Raw genomic sequence first — 22,554 nt, forward strand, 5'->3', positions numbered from 1 at the left:
CGCAAGGTTGGTCGATCAGACTCCCCCTCTGACGAGGAATTTTTGCGAGACCGTTGAATCGCGCATAGGCCCGGCGGGGGCTTAGGCGATCTCGGTCTAGCTCGGGGGTAGTATGGCCACGACCGTTGCTGTTCCAGGCGCAGCGTCCAGGGGCAGCACACGCGACATCGGGTTTGCGGTCGGCATCGTCATTATCTTGACGGTGCTGTTCCTGCCGCTGCCGGCGATCATGATCGACATCGGCCTGGCCTTCTCCATCGCCTTTGCCGTGCTGATCCTGATGGTCTCGCTGTGGATTCACCGGCCACTCGAGTTCTCTGCCTTTCCGACGGTTCTGCTGATCGCGACGATGCTGCGATTGTCGCTCAACGTGGCGACGACGCGCCTCATTCTGTCGAACGGCGCCGAGGGACATGCGGCGGCCGGGCACGTCATCGCCGGCTTCGCCAACTTCGTGATGGGCGGCGACTTCGTCATCGGCGTCGTCGTGTTCGTCATCCTGATCACTGTGAACTTCCTCGTCATCACCAAGGGCGCCACGCGTATCGCGGAAGTGGGCGCCAGGTTCACCCTCGACGCGATCCCTGGCAAGCAGATGGCTATCGATGCCGATCTCAATGCGGGTAACATCGACGAGAAGGAGGCGATGAGGCGCCGCCGCGAGCTGGAAGAGGAAAGCGCCTTCTTCGGCTCGATGGACGGTGCTTCGAAGTTCGTGCGCGGCGACGCGATCGCGGGCCTCATCATCACCGCCGTCAACGTGTTCGGCGGAATCATCATCGGCGTGACGCGTCACGAGATGGATCTCGCGCACGCCGCCGACGTGTTCGTGCGGCTGTCGGTCGGCGACGGTCTCGTCACCCAGATTCCGGCGCTTATCATCTCGCTGGCGGCCGGCCTTCTGGTGTCGAAGGGCGGCGTACGCGGCTCTGCCGAAATGGCGGTGTTCAGCCAGCTCGGCAACTATCCGCGCGCACTTGCCGTCGCAGGCACGGTTCTGCTCGCGCTTGCCATTGCGCCAGGCCTTCCGTTCCTTCCGTTCGCACTGCTGGCGGGCGGGCTCATCTTCGTCTCGATTTCAATTCCGAAGAAACTCGCCGAAGCCAAGGCCGCCGAGGACGCGGTCAAGGCGGAAGCAGAACGGGTATCCAAGGAGGAAGCGCGGCAGTCGGTCAAGGAGCAGCTCAAGACGGCCGAAATCGAGATCTCGCTCGGCAAGCAGCTCTCGACGGCCTTGCTTTCCTCGCAAGGGGAACTCGCTCATCGCGTTGGCCGCATGCGCCGCGCCTTCGCCAAGCAGTACGGCTTCGTGGTGCCGGATATCCGCATCACCGACGATCTCGCTATTCCGAGCAAGACCTACCAGATCAAGATCCACGGCACGGTGGTGGCTTCGGAGGAACTGCGCATCGGCGACGTTCTGGTCATTACCGGCGACGGGCCGGTTCCGGACGTTCCGGGCGACGAGGCACGCGAGCCGGCGTTCGGCATGAAGGCGCTCTGGGTTTCAGAGATGTTCGCCAACACCGTCAAGCGTGAAGGCTTTAATCCGGTCGATCCGATGTCGGTGATGCTGACGCATCTGCGCGAGGTGATCCGCGGAAACCTGTCGCAGCTCCTGTCGTACAAGGACATGCGGTCTCTCATCGACCGGCTGGAACCCGAGTATCGCAGGCTGGTCGACGAGATCATACCGTCACAGCTTTCCTATTCGGGGCTTCAGGCCGTTCTCAAACTCCTGCTCGCCGAGCGTATTTCGATCCGAAATCTGCATCTCATTCTGGAGAGCATCGCGGAAATCGCGCCACACGTGCGGCGCGCGGAGCAGCTGGCCGAGCACGTTCGCATGCGCATGGCCCAGCAGATCTGCGGCGATCTTTCGGATGCGGGCGTCCTCAAGGTTCTGAGGCTCGGCAATCGATGGGATCTGGCGTTCCATCAGAGCCTCAAGCGCGACGTCAAGGGCGATGTGGTGGAGTTCGACATCGATCCGCGCCTCATCGAGCAGTTCGGAGCGGAAGCTTCCAAGGTGATCCGCGGACTTCTGGACCAGGGGCATCAGTTCGTGCTCGTCTCGGCCCCGGATGCGCGGCCCTATGTTCGCATGGTCACCGAGCGCCTGTTCCCGACGTTGCCGGTGCTATCTCACCTCGAAATTGCGCGCGGCGTGCAGGTCAAGGCTCTGGGTACGATCTCGTGATCCCGATCAACGCAGGAACGGTGCTGCTGACGTTCCTGATGTTTTGCCGGATTGGCGGCTGCCTGATGATCATGCCGGGCTTCGGAAGTCCGCGCGTGCCGGTGCAGGTGCGCGTGTTTCTGGCGGTATCCGTCACGCTGGCTCTGGCTCCGCTGGTCATCCCGGTGGTGCAGGGAGATCTCGCGAAGGCCACGCCGCCGACTGTTGTGCAACTCATTCTGTCGGAGACGCTGATCGGTGCTTCGATCGGCGTGATGGCGCGCATTTTCTTTCTTGCGCTGCAGTTCATGGGAACGGCTGCCGCGATGCTGATGGGCTTCAGCGGCATGGCCGATCCTCCGGTCGAAGAAGGCGAACCGGCGCCGGCGGTCGCGACGCTGCTCACGCTCACCGCGACGGTTCTGCTGTTCGTCACGGGTTTGCACATCGAGGTGATGCGCGCGCTGATCGCTTCGTATTCCGTGATCTCGATAACGGATCTTTTCGATCCGCAGTTCGCGCTCGCGAAAGTGACGGATGCGGCCTCGGATTCGTTCACGCTTATTGCGCAGCTGACGAGCCCATTTCTCGTCTACTCGCTGATCATCAACTTTCTGTTCGGCATCATGAACAAGATGACGCCGCTCATTCCGGTTTACTTCATCTCGGCGCCGTTCGTACTGGCGGGTGGGCTGCTGCTGCTCTACTTCACGTTCAGCGAAGCGTTGACATTGTTCATAAGCGGGTTCCAGACGTTTCTTGCCAACGGGTAAGCCTCTATGCGCGACCGGGTCCGAAGTCTCAAACGTATCGTCGAGGTCCAGAGGCATCTGCACAGCCTGGAGGAACTCAAGTACGCTCGTCTCAAGCAATCGCTCGACCAGTGCCAATCGGAGCAACGCGAGTTGGCGAACGCGCTCTCCGGCGAGGACGCTCTGCATGGGCTGTTCACGGACGTGACGGTTCGGCGCCTCAAGTCGCTTCAACAAGAGGAAACCAAGCTGCTCCCGGTCATGGAGGCGCAGGCGCGGGTTCTGCTCGCGCACAGCGGGCGGCTGCGCAATTCGGAGCGGCTTTCGGAGGAATTGGCGGTCGAACTGCGTCGGGTGGAGGAGCGCGAAGAGCTCGAGGAGCTGCTGGAAGCGCGATTCGCACTGAGCGGCGCAAGCTCCAAGCAAGACGCCTGAGTCATGGTGAGGGGAAGAAGTGTCCCCTGCGAGAGGGCCGTAATTTGGCCGCTGAACTTACAGTTCGACCGGTTGGAGACGCGAAGGCCGCGAGCGAGCCGGCGCTTTCGTCACGTGCAGGACACGTGCGCAAGACGCCCGACGCGGCCCAGAAGTTCGAGTCCTTCGTGCTCCAGAGCTTCATTCAGGAGATGATGCCGGATAGCTCGGAAAGCGTTTACGGCTCGGGGATTTCCGGCGACTTCTGGAAATCCATGATGTCCGAAAAAATCGCCGAGCAGGTTGCCGAGCGCGGAAGTCTCGGGATCGCCGACTATGTAAGGGCCGGGCACGTGGTGCCGGTTCGACCGGGCGGCTTCTCCTCGCATGAGGTCCTGAGCCACCTATCCACTTTGAACGGTTCGGTCGGAGGGCCGTTCGAGACGAAGATCAATTCCGGAGACTAAGCCATGTTTCAGCGTAATTCCCAGCCCTCACACCCCGCGCAAGGCAAGCCCGCAAATGGCGGCCCGGCTTTTGTGCCTCCAGCGGCTAGTGCCGCTGCGGCGCCAGCTGCGGCTCGTGGTCCCCTTTTGCCGATGGTCGAGATCTCGATCCAGAGGCTGGAGGAGATCGTCGAGCAGGAGACGTGGGCGTTGAAGAACCGGCAAGCTATCAACCTCAAAGACTTTAACGACCGCAAGAGCCAGGCTTTGCTCGAACTGACGCGGACGCTGCGTAACTTCCAGAGCGTGGGCACGAGTCCGGCACTGGTGGAGCGTGTCGGGTCGCTCAAAGCGAAGCTTGCGGCCAACCAAGCCATGCTCAAACTCCATCTGGAGGCGGTGCGCGAGATCTCGACCTCGCTTGCGGATGCGATCCGCCATTCCGAGTCCGACGGGACCTATACGCAAGCGATTTCGCTCGCCTACAGACGCTCATGATCAAGCTTTTGGCCATAGGTATCTGGGTTTCGATGGTGACGGTGGGCGCCGTCTTCGGCGTGCTCCAATTGCAGAAGAACAGCGGAACGGGTGAAACGGCCGCTTCTGACAAAAAACTCGAGGAACTCAGGACGAAGGCGATCAACGTGCCGATCATCGGCGGCGGCATCATTCAGGGCTACATGGTGGCGCAGTTCGTGCTGACCGTGGACAAGAACGTGCTGGTGCAGGTTCCCATCAACCCCGAGGTCTACGTTCTCGACGAGGCGTTCAAGACGATTTACGCCGGCGAGCAGGTCAACTTCCAGAACATGAAGAAGCAGGATCTTCCGCTGCTCGCAAAGCGGATCGGTGAGAACGTCAACAAGCGTCTCGGGGTCGAGATGGTTCACGACGTCCTGATCGACCAGCTTTCCTACATCCCCAAGAAAGACGTTCGCGGGCCGCCGAAGCTGTAAGATTTGGCAGCGGGCAGCGGGCAAAAGGAAGGGTGGCGCGCGGCTTATCGCGTCGCGACTTTCTGCCCGTCGTCCTTGGGATCGGGAGCGAGGGCGCGGGCGATCTCCTGGAACGGATCGACGCTCGGCTGATCGCCCAAAGACTGCTTCATGGCCTCGTATAGCTTCGGAACGATGTCGATGGCTTTGTCCAGCTCGGCGTCGGCGCCCTTCTGATAACCGCCCATGAGACGTAGATCTCGCGTGTCCTCGAAGTGGGAGATCATCGCGCGCAGCATCATCACGAGCTTTCTCTGCTCGGCCGACCATACGGTATTGGCGAGACGCGAAACGGACGTCAGCACGTTGACGGCCGGATAACGACCCTGGTCGGCGATCTTGCGATCGAGAACGATGTGGCCGTCGAGGGTGCCGCGGATGCTGTCGGCGATCGGATCGTTGTGGTCGTCGCCATCGACGAGCACCGAGAAGACACCGGTGATCGAGCCGGTTCCTTCGGCGCCGGGACCGGCCCGCTCCAGGAGCTTCGGAAGCTCGCTGAATACCGAAGGCGTATAGCCGCGTGCGACAGGGGCTTCGCCGGCGGCGAGGGCGACCTCGCGGGCGGCGTGAGCGAAGCGGGTCACGGAATCGATGATCAGCAGCACGCTGTCTCCCGCATCCCGGAAGGATTCCGCGATGGCAAGGGCCGTCTTGGGAGCAAGGCGGCGCATCATCGGGCTTTCGTCTCCGGTCGAGACGACGGTGATGGCGCGGCTGCGGTTCTGCGCGAGCGCGTCTTCCAGGAACTCGCGTACCTCACGGCCGCGCTCGCCGACGAGGGCGAGAACGACGGTATCGAAACCGCGTGAGCGCGCGAGCATCGACAGCAACGTCGATTTGCCGACGCCGGAGCCGGCGAAAATGCCGATGCGCTGTCCGGCGCAAAGGGGGGTGAACAGGTCCATCACCCGCACGCCAGATTTCAGAGGAGAGCGAACGCGCTCGCGGCTCATGGCGGCCGGCGGCTCGGCGTCGAAGGGATAGGAGCGGGGGCCTTCGAGCAAAGGCCCTTGTCCGTCGATCGCGGCGCCGAGGGCATTCAGAACGCGGCCCTTCCACGAGGCGTGGGGCCGGAGGGATTGACTTCCATGCTGCCAGGCGATCTCGCCGGGCCCGATCTTGAGATTGGCATCGAAGGGTTTGACGGTCGCGCCTTCGCCATCGATGCGGACAACCTCGCCGAGCTGCGGCGTGGGACCGGATCCGAAACTCAGGCAATCGCCCAGCTTCAATTGACGCGAGAGGCCGGAAATCTGCACGTAGGCGGGGGTGACTTGCGTAACGATACCGCCCATCCGCGTCAGCGGGATCGAGGTGGAGGCATGGGTCATCCGCAGCGCGAGCCGATCAAGGAGATTTGGCTGGCGCGGCGGGGACGCGGTTTTGTCGTCCGGTGCCTTGGTGCTTGCGGCGGCGTCAGTCATTGTGGAGTCTCGGCGCTTCAGGGGCCATACGGATTACGTCAGCTCGTCTCGCCGAGTGTTTTGACGGCCGAGGAGAGAACCTGCTCGGTCTGGCTCATGGCGTTGCTGATCGAGTCGAACGACCGCTGGATCTGGATCAGGCGCGAGATTTCGGAAACCGGATTGACGTTGGCCTGTTCCATGAAGCCCTGAACCACGCGCGTCTTGTTGAAGTCGAGCGCGGGTTCGGCTGCCATGTCCGGAATGACGCCCGAGTTCTCGAAGCGCACCAGATTGGCCTGCTCGGGAATCGTGAACAGGCCGATGACGCCGACGCGAGCCTGCCCCTGGGTTATGGTTCCGTCGCTCGAGATGCTCGGTGCCCCTCCGTTCGGGTTGAGCTGGATGGGCGCGCCGCCGACATCGAGGACGGGATAGCCGTTGAGTGTCCTGAGCTCGCCTTCGGGGTTCATCATCATGCGGCCGTCGCGTGTGTAGACGGGGCCGTTGGGGCCTTGAATGCCTAGCCAGCCATCTCCCGAGACCGCGACATCGAAAGGATTTTCAGTGCGCACGAGCTCGCCGGATTGCCGGTTGATATAGGTTTCGCGGGCGGTCACGAAGGCCGTGGGTGAATCGGTTTTGGGTGAGACGAGCTGCTCGAACTTGATTTCCTCGGAGCGGAAGCCTGCCGTGTTCACGTTGGCCACGTTGTGCGCGAGCGTGTCGAGACGACGCATCAGCGACATCTGGCCGGAAAGCGAAACGTACAGGCTGGGCTGCATTTCAGCGGCCTCCGAGTTTGAGGGTTTGCAGGCTGGCGAGGATATCGGCGGAGATGCCGATAGTGGTGGGGCTTGAAATCAGGGGCATCGCAAGCGACGACGAGAGCGACGAGGCGGCGGAACCGTTTTCCAGCTCCCACATGGACGTGAAGCGCGAGATGAACGTCTCCAGCTTCTTCGGATCTTTGAAATCGCTGACGTCGATGCGTTTGCCATACATTTCCGCCTGCTTGTCGATGTCCATCAACGACGTCTGGGCGGGAATGTTGAATGCTGTCTGCACAACCTTGAGCAGGGCTTTGTCGGCCAGGATGCCCATGGTGCTCGATATGGTAGGGGCCTTGCGGGCGAAGTAGAGGGCGAGACGGACGCCTTCGTTCTGCTCGCCGGATTTCTGCTCGAGCGATTGGCGGACAAAGCGGTCGACGGTGCCTTGCTGGGCTTCGGCGGTTGTGGTGGCGTTCTCGCCTTTGGCGGCAAAGTTGAACGTCGCCGCCAACTCCTTGAAGCGCTGATCTGCCAATGTGTTGGCGAAGGCTTTCGGGTCGGATGTGCCTTCGTTCAGCACCTTTTTGACGAACGCCTTGGCGTAGGTCATGTCCTCGAGGCCGAGGGCCTTCATAGCAAACCGAAAAACGCGGTCGTTGTTGACGAAATCGTCGACCGTTTTGATTTGCCCGATATGCTCCAGATAATATTTCGATTCGCGGGCGATCTGAGGATCCTTCGCGAGCGTCGATAGAGATCTCGTGAGGTCCTTTGCGATCAGTTTGTAGCTGTCGGATGTCGTGAGCACGGTATTCGAGCCTCGCGTGTCTCGGGTTGCCAGATTGGTCAAACCGCCTTGCCTCAGGCTGACGTCAATTCGTGCTGCAACTAGCCGGGGCCAATCTCTACGGTTCGATGTCGGTTTCGGGGAGTTCAGGGGACGCGACTGCGCTTTCGACGTGACTTGCGGAGGCTGCTCGGAGGCAGGGGATGGCCGGGGATATGCACCGCGTGGCCACAGGCCTGATCAGGCTCGCACAAGGAGGTACCCGCTAGTAATGCGTTAACAACCTTTAAAGCGAGGTTAGCTCGTGACGATCGTCCTCGGTCTTGTGGTTATGCTGGTGTGCATGCTCGGTGGCTTCATGGCCATGGGCGGGCATGTCGACGTGCTCTGGCAGCCTTGGGAATTCGTCATCATTCTAGGCACTTCGCTCGGCACCTTCATCGTTGCCAACCCCATGAAGGTGATCAAGGATACCGGCAAGGCGTTTGGCGAGGCGTTCGGCAATGCGGCGCCCACGGGGCGGCAGTATCTCGATATCATGGGGCTGCTCTATTCGCTGATGCGGGAATTGCGCAGCAAGCCTCGCAACGAGGTCGAGAAGCACATCGACATGCCGGCGGAATCCCCGATCTTTCAGAAGTTCTCGTCCGTACTGAAGAACAAGGATCTCACGATCTTCATCTGCGATTATTGCCGCCTCATCATCATCGGCAATGCGCGTACCCACGAGGTCGAAGCGCTGATGGATGAGGAAATCCAGACGCTTCGCAGTGACAAGCTCAAGGCTTATCAAGCCATCACAAATATTGCCGACGGGCTTCCCGCCGTCGGCATCATCGCGGCGGTGCTGGGCGTCGTCAAAGCGATGGGTGCCATTTCGGAGCCGCCAGAGGTTCTTGGCCATCTGATTGGTGCGGCGCTGGTCGGCACCTTCGCTGGCATCTTCTTTTCTTACGGCGTGTTCGGGCCGATCGCGACGAAAGTGAAGGGTGGTCGCGAGAAGCAGATGCGTCTCTACATCGTGACCAAACAGACACTTCTTGCATTCATGAACGGGGCCATGCCGCAGGTTGCGGTGGAGTATGGCCGCAAGACCATCTCCGCCTACGAGCGTCCGACGATCGACGAGGTCGAGGCCGAAACGGTCGGCGGCGGTGGCGGAGAAGCGAAGAAGGCGGCGTAGTCCGTGTTGCCGTGCGGTTGTCCCGCCTCTGCGGGTGAATGAAAACTAGCAACAGTCGAACTCAACTCAGGTAGATCGCGATGAGCCAAGAGGGTTCCGAATATCGTCCCGCCGCAGCCGAGCTGCAGTCGATTGCTGATTCGGCGCAAGATCCGGCCGGAGAGGCCGCGGCAAAGCCGGTCGCGGGCCAAAAGCCCCGCCATCTCGAAACGGTTTTGCAGATTCCCGTCTCGGTGAAGATCGTGCTCGGGTCGGCCACGATGCCGGTGGCCAACGTTCTGAAGCTTGGCCGTGGCGCGGTGGTGCCGCTCGACCGGAAGGTCGGAGAGCCGGTCGACGTCGTCGTCAACGGTCGCGTCATTGCACGCGGCGAGGTGGTGGTGCTCGACGAAGACAATTCCCGCTTCGGCGTGTCTCTTACCGAAGTGATCGGAAGCGCCGCGCCGACGCGCGTCGCCTGATTTCGGTTTTTGAGCCCGCCTCGCGCGGCCGTCTCTCGCTAGCTCTCGTCATCTTCTGAGCAGGTCATACCTCGATGTCAGAGGCACCAGACAAAGAGAGTAAAACAGAAGAGGCAACAGAGAAGAAGGTTCGCGACTCACTCGAGAAGGGCCAAGTCCCTCACTCGCGCGAGGCGACCACGCTGGCCTCGATGCTCGCCATTCTGATCGCCGTCTACTTTTTGCTTGCCGACAACGTCGTCAAACTTCGCTTCTCGCTCGAGAGCTTCATCGACAATCCCGGCGGGTTCGTAATCAATAGCGGGGCGGATGCCTCTGCCATTCTCTACGTGGCCGCGTTCGAAGCCGCCAAGGTGGTCGGGCCGGTCGTGCTCGTGATTATGGTTGCCGGCATTGCGGCCTCTTTCCTGCAGAACCAACCCCAGCTCGTGGTCGATCGCATCGAACCTAAGTTCGAGCGCATCTCCATCAAGAAGGGGTGGAGCAGAATCTTTGGTGTTCAAGGCCAGGTCGAATTCCTGAAGAGCTTGTTCAAGCTCTCGATCGTCGCGGTGGCCGGCTACATCGCGCTCGGAGGATCGTACCGGGAGATTTTCAACGCGCTCTTCATGGAGCCTTCTGCGATCCCGAGCCTTATGCAGGATCTCAGCATTCAGTTCCTTTTCGCGGTGGTGGTGACGACGTCGGTGCTGGTCGGAGCGGACCTCGCCTGGTCGCACTTCTCGTGGCGCAAAGAGCTCATGATGACCAAGCAGGAGGTCAAGGATGAGCATAAGCAGGCGGAAGGCGACCCGCTGATCAAGATGCGTCTCAGGTCGCTGCAGAGAGACCGTTCACGCCGCCGGATGATGGCGGAGGTGCCGAGAGCGACGCTGATCGTCGCCAACCCGACGCATTATTCCGTCGCTTTGCGGTATGTGAGGGAAGAAGGAGGCGCGCCAATCGTTCTAGCTAAAGGCAAGGACCTCATTGCGCTCAAGATTCGTTTCATTGCCGAGCAAAACGGCATTCCAATTTACGAGGATCGTGCTCTGGCACGCTCGCTCTACGCAAGCGTCGAGGTGGATAAGATGATTCCACCGGAGTTCTACAAGGCCGTGGCCGGCGTCATCCTGTTCCTGCAGCAGCGGGGACAGCAGCCTCGACGGACCATGTGAGGATCGAGATATGCTGAAACAAGGCAAAGACTATTCGCGCGAGCGTGAGAAGGCACTGGCCGATGGCATGAGAGATGTTGCCTCGGAGCTGAGGCTCGTCGATCCCGCCGATTTCATCGCCTACATCCGGACCGAGCAGTTCGGCAATATTCGCAATCTCGTGAATTCTTCGACGGAGATGTTCTTCAAGCCCGGCACGATTTGTTTTGGGCTTTCCGGTGAGGTCGATCTGCCCTGGGGATGCACGCCGTGCGTCTCGCTCGATATGGAGTTCCACCACCTCAACGTTTCCGCCTACTTCCGCCTTGTGCTGCAATCTCTGCAGGCGGGAATCGAATTGAGCTACGTCTCGTTCGAGGGAGGATCGGAAGACCCGGACCGGAATACCGAACGCCTGATCGAGGCCATCGACGACGCCCGGCTCGTTCCGCACGGGCGTAGCCGCCGGCCACAGGCCGAAGCCGCGGCGGAACGGCATTAAGCTCTCGACCCACCGCCTCAGAGAAGAGCCTGATCGCGAGAGCATGATTGCTCTTCTTCGAATAGCAATCCCGCTCTCGTCTCTTGATGAGATCGATGATTCACGCTTCGGACATTTCCCGGCGCTGCCGATTCACGCCGCGCCAGCGTCGCGACGATCGGAGCGCGTAGGTCCGAAACGATCATGGTCTAGTTGAGTCTGAACTCGGCCCCGATCAGCTTCAGCTCGCGAGGTTTGATCAGACCAGCGTGAGCGACGAGCACCTGGTGCAGCTTTCCTTCGAGATTGTTCGTCCAGAAATCGAGGAAGCTCTTGAGCTTCGGAAAGCGTGGATGGAGGTCGTACTCCTGCCAGATGTAGCTCTGCATCAATGAAGGATGATCGGGCAGGCGGTAGATGATTTCGGCGGTGGTCAAGCTATAGCCCGCAAGCATGCGGACAAAATCAGTGTCGGCGGTGCTCAAGGTCGGCTCCCGGGTTGCCAGGTTCACCGGAATAGTGTACGGCAAGCGCGGAAATTTTCAATATTCATATGTTTATTCAATTACTTAGCAGCAGTCATGACGTATTGCTAACAAGCTGCCTAGTGCAATTGCATCGCTCGGGTAGACTTGCCCGATCCGTAATCGGACTCCCGAGATGCTTGCCGCGGCGCTGACCAGCTTCACGACCTTTTTCGCGACCATCGGGCCGATCGAGGCCGCGGTGCTGTTTGCGACACTGACGCCTCAGATGGCGGAAGCGGAGCGGCGGCGGATCGCGGTGCGTGCCACCCTCATCGCGGCGGTGATTCTCTTCTCTTCGACTCTCGCTGGCGGTCCGCTGCTGAGGCAACTCGGCGTTTCCATTCCGGCGCTGCAGACGGCCGGGGGAATCATTCTGCTCATGATCGGGCTCGACATGGTGTTTGCGCGTCCCACGAGTGCGTTCAAGTTGACCCCTTCGGAAGGGGTGGAGGCGCAACGCAAAGATGACGTAGCCGTGTTTCCGCTGGCCACGCCTCTGCTCGCCGGTCCTGGCGCGATGAGTGCCGGCATTCTGCTGGCCGCCAACGCACATGGCGATGCCGTCGCGCTTTCCATGACACTTGTGGCCCTGACAACGGTCATGGCGCTTACGTTCGTCCTTCTGCTTGTTGCGCATGATCTCTCACGCTTTATCGGCGTGACGGCGCAGAGGGTTCTGATGCGGGTGTTCGGTATCCTGCTGGCGGCGATCGCGGTGCAGGCGCTGTTCAACGGCATCGGTGCAAGCGGGCTGATCGCCTCCCGCGCCTAGAGATCAAACGCTCCCCTAGGTGTTAACACTTTCTGCGGCCGAGTCTTTCTCGGCCGGGTCCGAGGTCGTGCGCAAGGCGATCACAAGGTTCGGACAAGATTGTCGCCCTACAACCGATGGAGGGTCAGGCGAGGCGCGCGCTCATGGATTCCATCAATTTCTTCTCGGTCGCATCTCAGCAAAACCGCTGGCTGTCCGTGCGTCAGTCCGTGGTTGCGCAAAACATCGCGAACGCGAATACGCCCGGCTACAAGGCGCTCGACGTCGAGCCGTTCGAGGCGGTGCTGAATTCCTCCGGTATCGAGATGCGCAAGACGCAGTCGAACCATATGACCCCCACCAGCGGCACCGGAAGCGATGCCGAGACGGAAGAAGCCGCAAAGTGGCAAGTGGTTCACTCGGGAAACAGCGTCAGCCTCGAAGAGCAGATGCTGAAGTCCGGTGAGGTTGCCGGCTCTTATGCGCGCAACACCAGCGTCATGAAGACTCTTCATCGCATGCTGCTGGCTGCTTCGCGGGGATAAGCCATGGCCGATCCGATGCAAGTTGCGATCAAGGTGGCCGCCTCGGGGCTCGAGGCGCAGTCGCGTCGCATGCTCGTGGTTTCGGAGAACCTTGCCAACGCTTCGTCGACCGGCAGCACGCCCGGCGCAAATCCCTATACGCGCCAGACCGTCAGCTTCGAATCGGCGCTCGACGATGTTTCGGGCGCAAACCTGGTTCAGGTCGACCGCGTCGATACGGACAAGAAGCCCTATCGCATCGAATACGATCCGAGCCATCCGGCTGCCGACGAGCAAGGCAATGTCAAGCTGCCGAACGTCGACATGCTCGTCGAGCTGGCCGACATGCGGGAAACGAACCGCTCTTATGAGGCCAACCTCCAGGTGGTCAAGCAGGCGCGGTCTCTGATCTCGATGACCATCGATCTTCTCAGGAGCTCATGATGCTGGACGGCGTCGGTAAGCTTTCTCCGTTTGGAACGCCGGGCACCGGCACTGCGCAGGGGCTCGCGCAGCCGACGCCCGTCACGGGTACGCCGAATGCGGTCAAGACCGAGGCGCTGCCCACGGATTTCGGAACCGTGCTCGGGCAGATGACGCTCGATGCCATCAGCACACTCAAGACCGGCGAGCAGACCGCGATCGCGGGCGTGCGCGGGCAAGCTACGACGCAGCAGGTGGTCGAGGCCGTGATGGCTTCCGAGCAGACGCTGCAGGCCGGCATCGCGATCCGCGACAAGGTCGTTTCCGCCTATCTCGAAATCAGCCGCATGACGATCTAGCGACGCAAAACAGGGCAAGTTCATGAGAGCGCTTTCCATTGCTGCGACGGGTATGAATGCGCAGCAGACAAACCTGGAGGTGATCGCGAACAATATCGCGAACATCAACACCACCGGTTTCAAACGGGCGCGAGCCGAATTCACGGACCTCCTCTACCAGGCAGAGCGGGCGGTGGGTGCGCCGGCGCGCGGAGGCGGGGCAAACGTGCCGGAAGGCGCCTATGTCGGCCTCGGTGTTCGGACGGCCGCGGTTCGAAATCTGCATGAGCAAGGCTCGCTCGTGCAGACGGGCAACAAGCTGGACGTTGCTATCAACGGACGCGGCTGGTTTCAGATTACGGGCGGGGACGGCGAGACGTTCTATACGCGCGACGGTGCCTTCAACAAGAACGACCAGGGCCAGATCGTAACCCTCGACGGTTACGAGGTGCAGCCCACGATGACGGTTCCGCAGGACGCGACCGATATCACGATCAACGAAAGCGGCGAGATCTACGTCACGGTCCCCGGACAGAACGAGCCGCAGCTGCTTGGCCAGCTGACGCTTGCCTCGTTCGTGAATGACGCGGGTCTCGAGCCGATGGGCGGCAATCTTTACAAGCAGACGCAAGCATCCGGCGATCCCGTTACCGGTGTGCCGACGGATCCCGGCTTCGGAAAAATCCATCAGCAGTATCTTGAGAACTCGAACGTTGATGCTGTGAAGGAAATCACCAACCTGATTGCCGCGCAGCGCGCTTACGAGATGAACTCGAAGGTCATTCAGACCGTCGATGCGATGTACGGCACTGTCGCCAACAACATGCGTTGAGTCGCGAGAGGAGCGGTGACGATCATGGCTGAGGCAATCCGCTCCGTTTATCGCCGGTTCGCGGCGATGACGGGCACGGCTCTGGTGGCCGCGGGTGTCCTCGCGGCATCGCTCGGTTCCTCAGCTGTTGCAGCCGATTTCGTGCTGCCGGTTCCGCGCGTCACGATCTATCCGGGCGACGCGATCAACGACGCCATGCTTATCGAGCAGGAATTCCGCGGTGCGGATGTGAAAGGTTACGCGGTTTCGCGCGACATGCTGGTCGGAAAGGTTTCGCGCCAGACGTTGCTGCCGAACCGCCCTATCGCGCAGACCGCGATCCGCGAGCCGTTCGCCATCAAGCAGGGCGAGCCGGCCGTCGTGGTGTTCATTTCGGGTGGGCTCGTGATTTCGGGAACAGCCATCCCCCTTCAGGCGGGTGCCGCTGGTGAAATCATCAGCCTGCGCAACACGGAGAGCGGCACGACGATCCGCGGCAAGGTGCAGGCCGACGGTACGGTGCGGGTAGGGATGCAATGATGAGAGCGCTCGCGCTTATCGCTCTCGCTCTTCTGGCCAGCCTGCCCGCGAATGCGGGCGGAAGCTCGGGTGTGCGCATCAAGGACATCACCGCGATCCAGGGTGTGCGCGCCAATCAGCTCATCGGATACGGTCTCGTCGTGGGTCTCAACGGTACCGGCGACAGCTTGCGCAATTCGCCGTTCACCGCGCAGTCCCTGCAGTCGATGCTCGATCAGATGGGCGTCAATATCCGAAACGCCAATTCACGCACACGCAATATCGCCGCCGTTCTGGTGACCGCCGATCTGCCTCCGTTCGCGGGGGCGGGATCGCGGATCGACGTTACGGTGTCTTCGCTCGGTGATGCGACGTCTCTCGCCGGCGGTTCGCTGGTCATGACGCCACTTAACGGCGCGGATCAGGCGATCTATGCGGTTGCGCAGGGTCCGGTTGCCGTCAGCGGCTTCTCGGCGCAGGGGCGGGCCGAGTCCGTCAGCCAGAACGTGCCGACGACGGGGCGAATTCCCAACGGCGCATTGGTCGAGCGCGAAGTCTCGGGCTCGCTCGACGACGAGGCGACGCTGGTTCTGGAGCTGCGCAACCCGGATTTCAGCACCTCTGTGCGCATCGCGGATGCGATCAATACCTATACGTCGCAGAAGTACGGGCAGCGTACGGCGCGCGAGCAGGATTTGCGCAGTGTCGTGCTGCAGCGGCCCCCACGCGTTGGTGCGGCGCGCTTCCTGGCTGAGATCGGCGAACTCGTGACGGAGGCGGATGGCCCCGCCCGCGTCGTGATCGACGAACGGACCGGAACTGTGGTGATCGGGCGCGAGGTTCAGATCGCAACGGTTGCCGTCTCGCATGGCAGCCTCACGGTTCGTATCACAGAAAGCGCGAAGGTCTCGCAGCCGGAGCCGTTCTCAGACGGGCAGACGGTGGTGGTTCCGGAGAGCTTCGTCTCCGTCAACCAGGAAGGCGCAAACCTCGCCATCATGGGTGGAACAAATCTCGAAACGCTGGTTCGGGGACTCAACATGATGGGTCTGAAGCCAACAGGGATCATCGCCATTCTGCAGGCGATCAAGACGTCGGGGGCTCTGCAAGCGGAGCTGGTCGTGCAATGACGTGGGCGCGCGAAATCGTCGAAAACCTTGAACGCGGTGGCGGGCCGAGATTTGCTGTTTGCCTAGCTGTGGCGGGACTCATGCTTGGGTTTTCTACGCCAAGTGCCGCGCAGCAGGGGTGGGTGCCGACCGTCGCGACGGCGCCCGGCGGCAGTTTCCATACGCCGCCCGCGGCCGGAAACCGGATGTCGTCGCAGATCGACCCGCGCTACTTCCCCTCCCGCACTTCTCCGCCCGCGCAAGTTCGCAATCCACTGCCGCAAGGCGCCTGGTCGCCAATCATAACGGGCGGAATCCCCGAGCCGATGCCGGCGGAGCCCAAAGTCATCACAACGCCGACTGAAGTGACGCAGGACCGCGTCGTGCCTCCGCTTCAGCCGTTGACGCCGATCCGTCCGCTTACGGCTCCGAAAGCGGTGGCTTCTGCGGAAGGCATGCAGAATTCCAAGGCCGCACAGGGCGCCAATCCAGCCCCGGTTCAGTCGGATGCTGCTGCGCCGGCGGCAGAAGACGACAGCAACGCATTGTTCAAAAAGCCCGGTCCGCTCGATACGCCGCCGCCGAATGCGACCGCAGCGCAACAGTACTGTTTCAATACCGTCGATACCGCGGCCGATGCGCGTTTCGCGTGGCAGGCCAAGAAAATCAAGGAAATGGAGGCGGCTCTCGACAAGCGGGCCCAGCAACTCGAAGCCAAGACCGAGGAATACAAACTGTGGCTTCAGCGGCGGGATGAATTCTCACGTAAGGCCCACGAAAAGCTGGTGGGGTTTTATTCGCGGATGCGTCCTGATGCGGCGGCGGTGCAACTTGCGACGCTCGACGAGGAAATGGCCGCTGCCGTGGTGACCAAGCTCGAGACGAAAGTGGCAAGCCAGATCATGGGTGAAATGAACCCGGAGCGTGCCGCCAAGATCGCGACGATCATCTCGGGTGCCGCGAAAATTCCGCCCGATCGGAGGCGTGCCACCGGTCAGTCCGAAGGCGCACCGCCCGGTCCTCCAGATGGGGCAACCCAGCCGGAGCAGCCACGATCATGACGAGGTGAGCCATGACGACGACTTGTCTTTGGCCTAAGCCGGTGCCGTCGAGGCTACCGGCCTTCGTCATTGTTGCGTTGACGCTTGCGGCGGGCGGGTGCGCCAACAAGATTGAAGATTTCGGACGGCAACCGGAGCTAAGCGCGGTCGGTGCGGGCTTGCTCGCGGACAGGGTTCCGCTTCCGGCCGAGCCTGTGCCGCAGCCTTCCTATCGCCCCGGCAATTCGATCTGGCAGGACGCGAGCGCGGATCTGTTCCGGGATCCGCGCGCGCGCAAGATCGGCGATGTCGTTACGGTCAAGATCGCGATCAAGGACAAGGCCAGGCTCGACAACAACTCCAAACGCTCGCGGGATTCCAAGAGCTCGCTCAAGCCCAAGATCGGCTACGATCTACAGACCTCCGGTGGTCTCAATCATTCGGGCGATATGAGCGTCGACGTCGAGGCGGAAGGCGAGACCTCGACCGATAGCAAGGGCGGCATCACCCGCTCGGAGAGCATCGAGCTGCTTATCGCCGCCGTCGTGACCGGCGTGCTTCCGAACGGGAACCTCATCATCAGCGGCAGCCAGGAGGTTCGCGTCAACTTCGAGGTTCGCGAGCTCAGTGTTGCCGGTATCGTCAGGCCGCGCGACATCTCGACGGAGAACGCGGTCGAGTACGACAAGATCGCGGAAGCGCGGATCTCCTATGGCGGGCGCGGCCGGATCACCGAGGTGCAGCAGCCCGCGGTCGGCCAGCAGCTGTTCGACCTTCTCACGCCGTTCTGAGGAGCGCTTCAGTGGCGAAGGACGACGGTAAGGACAAAAAGGGTGGAGGCGGTCTGGTTGGGCTGATCGTCGTGACCTTGGTCGCCCTTGGCTTCGGTGCCGGCTTCGGTTTTTTTCTGGACGGGCAGATCAAGGGCTCGGCCGAGACCAAATCGGCGGGTAAGGAGAAGGATGCTCCAGCGCCGGAAGCGGCGAGCCCGACTGTTTCGGCATCGAGCAAGATCGTCGCAATGGCGCCTATCGTCACCAACCTTGCACAGCCGAACGATATCTGGATCCGGATCGAAGCCTCGATCCTGGTGGACGGCATGGTGCAAGGAGGAGACGCGCTGGCGGCTCAACTTTCCGAGGACATCGTCGCTTATCTCAGAACCGCGGCGCTTGCCCAATTCGAAGGGCCGAGCGGCTTTCAGAATCTTCGCGAGGATCTGATGGATCGGGCGACCATTCGTGACCGCCAGCACATCAAGGACATCATCATTCACGGGGTCGTTCTGGAATGAGACGAGTCGTCCTGCTTTCCCTGTTCCTGGTGCTCATTCCCGGCGTAGCCATGGCTCAGGCGCTGAATTTCGAAGGGCTGCTGCCGGCGGGCGAGCAGACAGTTACCGGTCGCATGGTGCAGATCATTCTGATGATCACCATGCTTTCGGTGGCGCCGGGTCTCCTGATGATGGTGACATGCTTTACCCGGTTCGTAATCGTGCTGTCTCTGCTGCGTACGGGGCTCGGCCTTCAGACGACGCCGGCCAACATGATCCTCGTCAGTCTTGCGCTGTTCATGACGTTCTATGTCATGGCGCCTACCTTCGATCGGGCCTGGCAGAATGGGCTCAAGCCGTTTGCGGAGAACAAGATCACCGAGGAGGAGGCGTACGTTCAGATCACGCAGCCGCTGCGTGAGTTCATGCGTGCCAACGTCAGGCCAAAAGACCTGGAGCTTTTCGAGGATCTCGCGCAGGAGAGGTTCGGCGCCCGGCCGGCGGATGCGGAGGTCGAGCTTCGCGTGCTGATCCCGGCTTTCATGATTTCAGAGCTCAGGCGCGGCTTCGAGATGGGCTTCCTGGTGGTGTTGCCGTTTCTCGTCATCGACCTCATCGTGGCGACGCTGACCATGTCGATGGGCATGATGATGCTGCCACCGACGGTCATGAGTCTTCCCTTTAAAGTGCTGTTCTTCGTGCTGATCGACGGATGGAATCTCTTGATCGGTGGGCTTGTCAGATCGTTCCCGTGAGGCAACGGCGAGAATTTTACGTAGGGAGGCAAGTCCCCATTAACCGTGGATCAATACCTCCGCGCTATATCTATCTTCAGTGGCAGATTGGGTTCGGGGGAAAGGCCCTAAGCACGGTGCCGCGTGTAAAACGGCCGTAGTCGCGGTCTGAGTGGTGAGCGTAAGGGTAGTAACATGAGTAGCATCAATACGAACATCGCGGCGATGACCGCGTTGCAGGCGTTGAATAAAACTAACGCCGATGTGCTGAACACACAGAACCGGATTTCCACAGGTCTGCGCGTTGCGAGCGCGTCCGACAACGCCGCGTATTGGTCGATTGCTACCACTATGCGTTCCGACCGCGAGTCGATTTCCACGGTTTCCGACGCTCTCGGTCTCGGCGCCGCAACGGTTGATATCGCGTCGAAGGCGCTCGAAACATCGGTTGATGTTGCAAGCCAGATCAAATCGAAGCTCCTTGCTGCACGCTCGCCCGGCGTCGATCGCGGAAAGATCCAGGCCGAGATCGAACAGCTTCAGTCCTCGCTGCAGGACACCGTCAATGGCGCTACTTTCTCAGGCCAGAATTGGCTCGCCGTCGACTCGACCGGCACGACAAGCCGCACCCTCGTCTCCTCATTTTCACGGGATGCAGCTGGTGATATTTCGATCGGCACCATCTCGGTGGATGTCGGCGCGACAGGCTCGATGATGATCGATACGTCGGGTGGCGGCGCCGGTGTGCTCGATTCCGATCGCACGGTCACGAGCGGCGGTACATATACCATTCTGACCCTCGACATCAGCACGCTCACGGATGACACCGCTGATCTGGCGGATCTCGAGGACTATATCGCTGGCGTCGATGATGCGATCAGCTCGATTACCGGTGCGGCGACCGATCTTGGTGCCGTCAAGACGCGAATCAATCTGCAGAAGGATTTCGCCGACAGCTTGATGGATGCCATCGATACGGGTATCGGCACGCTCGTCGATGCGGATATGAACGAGGAATCGACGCGCCTCCAGGCTCTCCAGGTTCGCCAGCAGCTCGGTGTCCAGGCTCTCAGCCTGGCCAACCAGTCGGCTCAGTCGATCCTGTCGCTGTTCCGGTAAACGCGAGCGTCTTCGCGCCCCGTACGCCGCCGTTTCCTTACAGTCCCCTTCCGGAAAGCCGCACCTCAACGAGGTGCGGCTTTTCTTTTTTGCATTTTTCATCCGGCAGGCCGAGCCTTTGCGCTCCCAAAGGGGTCTCGGGATCCGGCTTAATATTCAAAATCTTACATCTTGATTCGTGTCCCCCGACCTAGCTTGCGCGGGGCTGTTCCTGTGGGCTCTTTGTGCCAGTTTGGGCCGATCTGGTGATTTTGAGGCACGATTTAACGGTTCAGTAAGCACCCCTGAGTATTTTCGATTGGGAAAGCCCGACTTGGAAGCGGGACCATACGAGTCGGAAGAGGGACAGATATGAGCAGCATCAATACGAACATCGCGGCAATGACCGCATTGCAGGCGTTGAACCAGACCAACAAGGAAACGCTGGTCACGCAGAATCGCGTTGCGACCGGCTATCGGGTCGCAAATGCCTCGGACAACGCCGCCTACTGGTCGATCGCGACGACGATGCGTTCGGATCGCCTCGCTCTTTCCACGGTTGCCGACGCACTAGGTCTCGGCGCCGCAACGGTCGATGTTGCAAACCAGGGCATCACCTCGGCGATCGATACCGCGAGCAAGATCAAATCCAAGCTTGTCGCCGCCCGCCAGCCGGGTGTTGATCGCGCCAAGATCCAGGCCGAAATCGAGCAGCTCCAGAGCTCTCTGCAGAGCTCGGTCGATACCGCGACATTCTCCGGCCAGAACTGGTTGTCGGTTGACAGCACCGGAACCACGACTCGCAGCCTCGTCGCTTCGTTCTCGCGCGATGGTGCGGGGGCGATCACGATCGGCACGATCAGCGTCGACGTCGGCGCGACGGGCTCGATGCTGGTCGACTCTTCGGGCGGTGGCCAGGGTATTCTCGACTCGGACAAGACGGTCACGAGCGGTGGCACCTACACCATTTTGAGCCTCGACATCAGCACTCTGACCGATGACTCGGCAGATCTCGACGATCTTGAGGACTACATCTCGGGCGTCGACGAGGCGATCACGGCGATGACCAATGCGGCAACCGATCTCGGTGCCGTCAAAACGCGTATCGACCTCCAGAAAGAATTCGCAAAGAGCTTGATGGATGCCATTGATAAGGGCGTCGGCCAGCTTGTCGATGCGGACATGAACGAGGAATCGACCCGTCTGCAGGCTCTGCAGGTTCGTTCGCAGCTCGGCGTTCAGTCGCTCAGCATGGCGAATCAGTCAGCGCAGTCGATCCTCCAGCTCTTCCAGTAAGCTCTACACGCTTACTCCCGCTTCCACGTTTAAGCCGCGCTCCTCTCCCGGGAGCGCGGTTTTTGCGTTTCAAAGGGCCTTCAGAACGCCTTCCCTCCGTATCGCAATCCCCACGCAAGGTTCACATTAAACAATGAGTCACGAATCGGGAATGGGGCGCTGGAATGAGCAGCTTAAATACCAATATCGCGGCTATGACCGCCCTGCAGACCCTGAGTTCGACCAACAGGGAAATGTTGGTCACTCAGAACCGAGTCTCTACCGGTCTTCGCGTCAAGGATGCTTCGGACAACGCCGCGTATTGGTCCATCGCCACGACGATGCGCTCCGACAATATGGCGGTCTCGACGGTCGCCGATGCTCTCGGGCTTGGTGGCGCAACCACGGACGTCGCTGTTACAGCGATGAACAACGCGATCGAAGCCGCCAGCAAGATCAAGGCTAAGCTGGTCGCCGCGCGCGAGCCCGGTCTCGACCGCGGTAAGATTCAGAGCGAAATTTCCGCCCTTCAAACGGAACTGCAAAGCACGGCCGAATCAGCGGTTTTCTCCGGCGAGAACTGGCTCAACGTCGATTCGACAGGGCCTACGGTCAAGACGATCGTGGCTTCGTTCTCGCGCGACAGCACGGGGGCGATCTCGATTGGAACGATCGAGGTCGATGTTGGTGCAACTGGCACGATGTTGTTCGATACGTCGGGCGGTGGCGCTGGCATTTTGGATTCGGACAAGACCGTAACGAGCGGCGGCACCTACACGGTAGCGAACCTCGATATCACGGCCATCACTGATGATCCGGCTGATTTGCAGGATCTCGAGGATATGATTTCAGGGGTGGACGACGCGCTCAGTGCGATGACAGATGCGGCGACGGTGCTCGGCGCGGCAAAATCGCGGATCAGCTTGCAAAAAGAATTCGTCGCCAAGCTCATGGACACGATCGATACCGGTATCGGCCAGCTGGTCGACGCCGATATGAACGAGGAATCGACGCGACTGCAGGCCTTGCAGGTACGCCAGCAGTTGGGCGTGCAGGCGCTCGGCATCGCGAATCAGTCCGCTCAGCAAATTCTCAAGCTGTTCCAGGGTTAGAGCGCTA

General features: G+C 60.8%; 28 protein-coding genes. 24 read left to right on the plus strand and 4 right to left on the minus strand.

Annotated elements, in window-relative coordinates; genetic code table 11:
- The first annotated feature begins 112 nt into the window (after positions 1 to 112).
- Genes flhA through RCO24_RS10050 form a run of 6 tightly spaced genes read left to right on the plus strand, consistent with a single transcriptional unit; the run spans position 113 to position 4,747 of the window.
- The gene (flhA, locus tag RCO24_RS10025; RefSeq protein WP_308961774.1) at positions 113 to 2,200 is read left to right on the plus strand and encodes a flagellar biosynthesis protein FlhA; all 2,088 of its coding nucleotides are present in this window, start codon (positions 113 to 115) and stop codon (positions 2,198 to 2,200) included.
- Positions 2,197 to 2,952: a flagellar biosynthetic protein FliR gene (locus tag RCO24_RS10030; RefSeq protein WP_308961776.1), complete on the plus strand. Its 756-nt coding sequence runs from the start codon at positions 2,197 to 2,199 to the stop codon at positions 2,950 to 2,952. Before flhA ends, RCO24_RS10030 begins: the two co-directional genes overlap by 4 nt.
- A gap of 6 nt (positions 2,953 to 2,958) precedes the next feature.
- A complete protein-coding gene (locus tag RCO24_RS10035) occupies positions 2,959 to 3,366 on the plus strand; it encodes a hypothetical protein (RefSeq protein ID WP_308961777.1) in 408 nt (135 codons plus the stop codon).
- Positions 3,367 to 3,410: 44 nt separating this feature from the next.
- Entirely contained in the window at positions 3,411 to 3,812 is a 402-nt protein-coding gene (locus RCO24_RS10040; protein ID WP_308961778.1) for a rod-binding protein, read from the plus strand.
- Positions 3,813 to 3,815: 3 nt separating this feature from the next.
- Complete coding sequence (locus RCO24_RS10045) at positions 3,816 to 4,289, plus strand: hypothetical protein (protein WP_308961779.1); 474 nt, start codon at positions 3,816 to 3,818, stop codon at positions 4,287 to 4,289.
- Positions 4,286 to 4,747, plus strand: coding sequence for a hypothetical protein (locus RCO24_RS10050; RefSeq protein ID WP_308961781.1), 462 nt, complete (start codon positions 4,286 to 4,288; stop codon positions 4,745 to 4,747). The genes RCO24_RS10045 and RCO24_RS10050 overlap by 4 nt, the downstream gene beginning before the upstream one ends.
- A 44-nt stretch (positions 4,748 to 4,791) precedes the next feature.
- Here RCO24_RS10050 and fliI read toward each other — a convergent pair whose 3' ends face one another.
- The 3 genes from fliI to RCO24_RS10065 form a co-directional block, all read right to left on the minus strand.
- Positions 4,792 to 6,120, minus strand: coding sequence for a flagellar protein export ATPase FliI (gene fliI / locus RCO24_RS10055; protein ID WP_308962414.1), 1,329 nt, complete (start codon positions 6,118 to 6,120; stop codon positions 4,792 to 4,794).
- A 131-nt stretch (positions 6,121 to 6,251) separates the two neighbouring features.
- Positions 6,252 to 6,977, minus strand: a complete 726-nt coding sequence (gene flgF, locus RCO24_RS10060) for a flagellar basal-body rod protein FlgF (protein WP_308961784.1) — start codon at positions 6,975 to 6,977, stop codon at positions 6,252 to 6,254.
- A 1-nt stretch (position 6,978) separates the two neighbouring features.
- A complete protein-coding gene (locus RCO24_RS10065) occupies positions 6,979 to 7,773 on the minus strand; it encodes a DUF1217 domain-containing protein (RefSeq protein WP_308962416.1) in 795 nt (264 codons plus the stop codon).
- Positions 7,774 to 8,056: 283 nt separating this feature from the next.
- Here RCO24_RS10065 and motA point away from each other — a divergent pair, with 283 nt between their 5' ends.
- The 4 genes from motA (at position 8,057) to RCO24_RS10085 (ending at position 11,034) form a co-directional block, all read left to right on the plus strand.
- Positions 8,057 to 8,935, plus strand: a complete 879-nt coding sequence (gene motA / locus RCO24_RS10070; RefSeq protein WP_308961785.1) for a flagellar motor stator protein MotA — start codon at positions 8,057 to 8,059, stop codon at positions 8,933 to 8,935.
- A gap of 80 nt (positions 8,936 to 9,015) precedes the next feature.
- A complete protein-coding gene (gene fliN, locus RCO24_RS10075) occupies positions 9,016 to 9,396 on the plus strand; it encodes a flagellar motor switch protein FliN (RefSeq protein WP_308961787.1) in 381 nt (126 codons plus the stop codon).
- 74 nt (positions 9,397 to 9,470) lie between these two features.
- The gene (gene flhB, locus RCO24_RS10080; RefSeq protein WP_308961788.1) at positions 9,471 to 10,553 is read left to right on the plus strand and encodes a flagellar biosynthesis protein FlhB; all 1,083 of its coding nucleotides are present in this window, start codon (positions 9,471 to 9,473) and stop codon (positions 10,551 to 10,553) included.
- A 10-nt stretch (positions 10,554 to 10,563) separates the two neighbouring features.
- The gene (locus RCO24_RS10085; RefSeq protein WP_308961789.1) at positions 10,564 to 11,034 is read left to right on the plus strand and encodes a hypothetical protein; all 471 of its coding nucleotides are present in this window, start codon (positions 10,564 to 10,566) and stop codon (positions 11,032 to 11,034) included.
- Positions 11,035 to 11,222: 188 nt separating this feature from the next.
- Here RCO24_RS10085 and RCO24_RS10090 read toward each other — a convergent pair whose 3' ends face one another.
- A complete protein-coding gene (locus RCO24_RS10090; protein WP_308962418.1) occupies positions 11,223 to 11,468 on the minus strand; it encodes an usg protein in 246 nt (81 codons plus the stop codon).
- A 205-nt stretch (positions 11,469 to 11,673) separates the two neighbouring features.
- Here RCO24_RS10090 and RCO24_RS10095 point away from each other — a divergent pair, with 205 nt between their 5' ends.
- The 14 genes from RCO24_RS10095 (at position 11,674) to RCO24_RS10160 (ending at position 22,547) form a co-directional block, all read left to right on the plus strand.
- Positions 11,674 to 12,312: a MarC family protein gene (locus tag RCO24_RS10095; RefSeq protein ID WP_308961790.1), complete on the plus strand. Its 639-nt coding sequence runs from the start codon at positions 11,674 to 11,676 to the stop codon at positions 12,310 to 12,312.
- Positions 12,313 to 12,455: 143 nt separating this feature from the next.
- Complete coding sequence (gene flgB, locus RCO24_RS10100) at positions 12,456 to 12,836, plus strand: flagellar basal body rod protein FlgB (protein WP_308961791.1); 381 nt, start codon at positions 12,456 to 12,458, stop codon at positions 12,834 to 12,836.
- A 3-nt stretch (positions 12,837 to 12,839) separates the two neighbouring features.
- A complete protein-coding gene (gene flgC / locus RCO24_RS10105; protein WP_308961792.1) occupies positions 12,840 to 13,259 on the plus strand; it encodes a flagellar basal body rod protein FlgC in 420 nt (139 codons plus the stop codon).
- The gene (locus RCO24_RS10110; protein WP_308961793.1) at positions 13,259 to 13,597 is read left to right on the plus strand and encodes a flagellar hook-basal body complex protein FliE; all 339 of its coding nucleotides are present in this window, start codon (positions 13,259 to 13,261) and stop codon (positions 13,595 to 13,597) included. Before flgC ends, RCO24_RS10110 begins: the two co-directional genes overlap by 1 nt.
- Before the next feature lie 22 nt (positions 13,598 to 13,619).
- On the plus strand, positions 13,620 to 14,408 hold the full coding sequence (gene flgG / locus RCO24_RS10115) for a flagellar basal-body rod protein FlgG (protein ID WP_308961794.1): 789 nt from the start codon (positions 13,620 to 13,622) through the stop codon (positions 14,406 to 14,408).
- 24 nt (positions 14,409 to 14,432) lie between these two features.
- On the plus strand, positions 14,433 to 14,927 hold the full coding sequence (gene flgA / locus RCO24_RS10120) for a flagellar basal body P-ring formation chaperone FlgA (RefSeq protein WP_308961795.1): 495 nt from the start codon (positions 14,433 to 14,435) through the stop codon (positions 14,925 to 14,927).
- Positions 14,924 to 16,036, plus strand: coding sequence for a flagellar basal body P-ring protein FlgI (gene flgI, locus RCO24_RS10125; protein WP_308961796.1), 1,113 nt, complete (start codon positions 14,924 to 14,926; stop codon positions 16,034 to 16,036). Before flgA ends, flgI begins: the two co-directional genes overlap by 4 nt.
- 80 nt (positions 16,037 to 16,116) lie before the next feature.
- Positions 16,117 to 17,076: a MotE family protein gene (locus tag RCO24_RS10130; RefSeq protein WP_308961798.1), complete on the plus strand. Its 960-nt coding sequence runs from the start codon at positions 16,117 to 16,119 to the stop codon at positions 17,074 to 17,076.
- Positions 17,077 to 17,087: 11 nt separating this feature from the next.
- On the plus strand, positions 17,088 to 17,846 hold the full coding sequence (gene flgH / locus RCO24_RS10135; protein WP_308961799.1) for a flagellar basal body L-ring protein FlgH: 759 nt from the start codon (positions 17,088 to 17,090) through the stop codon (positions 17,844 to 17,846).
- Positions 17,847 to 17,857: 11 nt separating this feature from the next.
- Positions 17,858 to 18,349, plus strand: coding sequence for a flagellar basal body-associated FliL family protein (locus tag RCO24_RS10140; RefSeq protein ID WP_308961800.1), 492 nt, complete (start codon positions 17,858 to 17,860; stop codon positions 18,347 to 18,349).
- A complete protein-coding gene (gene fliP / locus RCO24_RS10145; protein ID WP_308961802.1) occupies positions 18,346 to 19,083 on the plus strand; it encodes a flagellar type III secretion system pore protein FliP in 738 nt (245 codons plus the stop codon). The genes RCO24_RS10140 and fliP overlap by 4 nt, the downstream gene beginning before the upstream one ends.
- Positions 19,084 to 19,257: 174 nt before the next feature.
- Positions 19,258 to 20,181 (plus strand): flagellin, encoded by a 924-nt coding sequence (locus tag RCO24_RS10150; protein WP_308961803.1) that lies wholly within the window; start codon positions 19,258 to 19,260, stop codon positions 20,179 to 20,181.
- A 351-nt stretch (positions 20,182 to 20,532) separates the two neighbouring features.
- Positions 20,533 to 21,456 (plus strand): flagellin, encoded by a 924-nt coding sequence (locus RCO24_RS10155; RefSeq protein ID WP_308961804.1) that lies wholly within the window; start codon positions 20,533 to 20,535, stop codon positions 21,454 to 21,456.
- Positions 21,457 to 21,620: 164 nt separating this feature from the next.
- Positions 21,621 to 22,547 (plus strand): flagellin, encoded by a 927-nt coding sequence (locus RCO24_RS10160; protein WP_308961805.1) that lies wholly within the window; start codon positions 21,621 to 21,623, stop codon positions 22,545 to 22,547.
- Positions 22,548 to 22,554 lie beyond the last annotated feature (7 nt).

The sequence above is a fragment of the Hyphomicrobium sp. LHD-15 genome (assembly GCF_031157355.1).
In the GTDB taxonomy this organism is placed as follows: Bacteria; Pseudomonadota; Alphaproteobacteria; order Rhizobiales; family Hyphomicrobiaceae; genus Hyphomicrobium_C.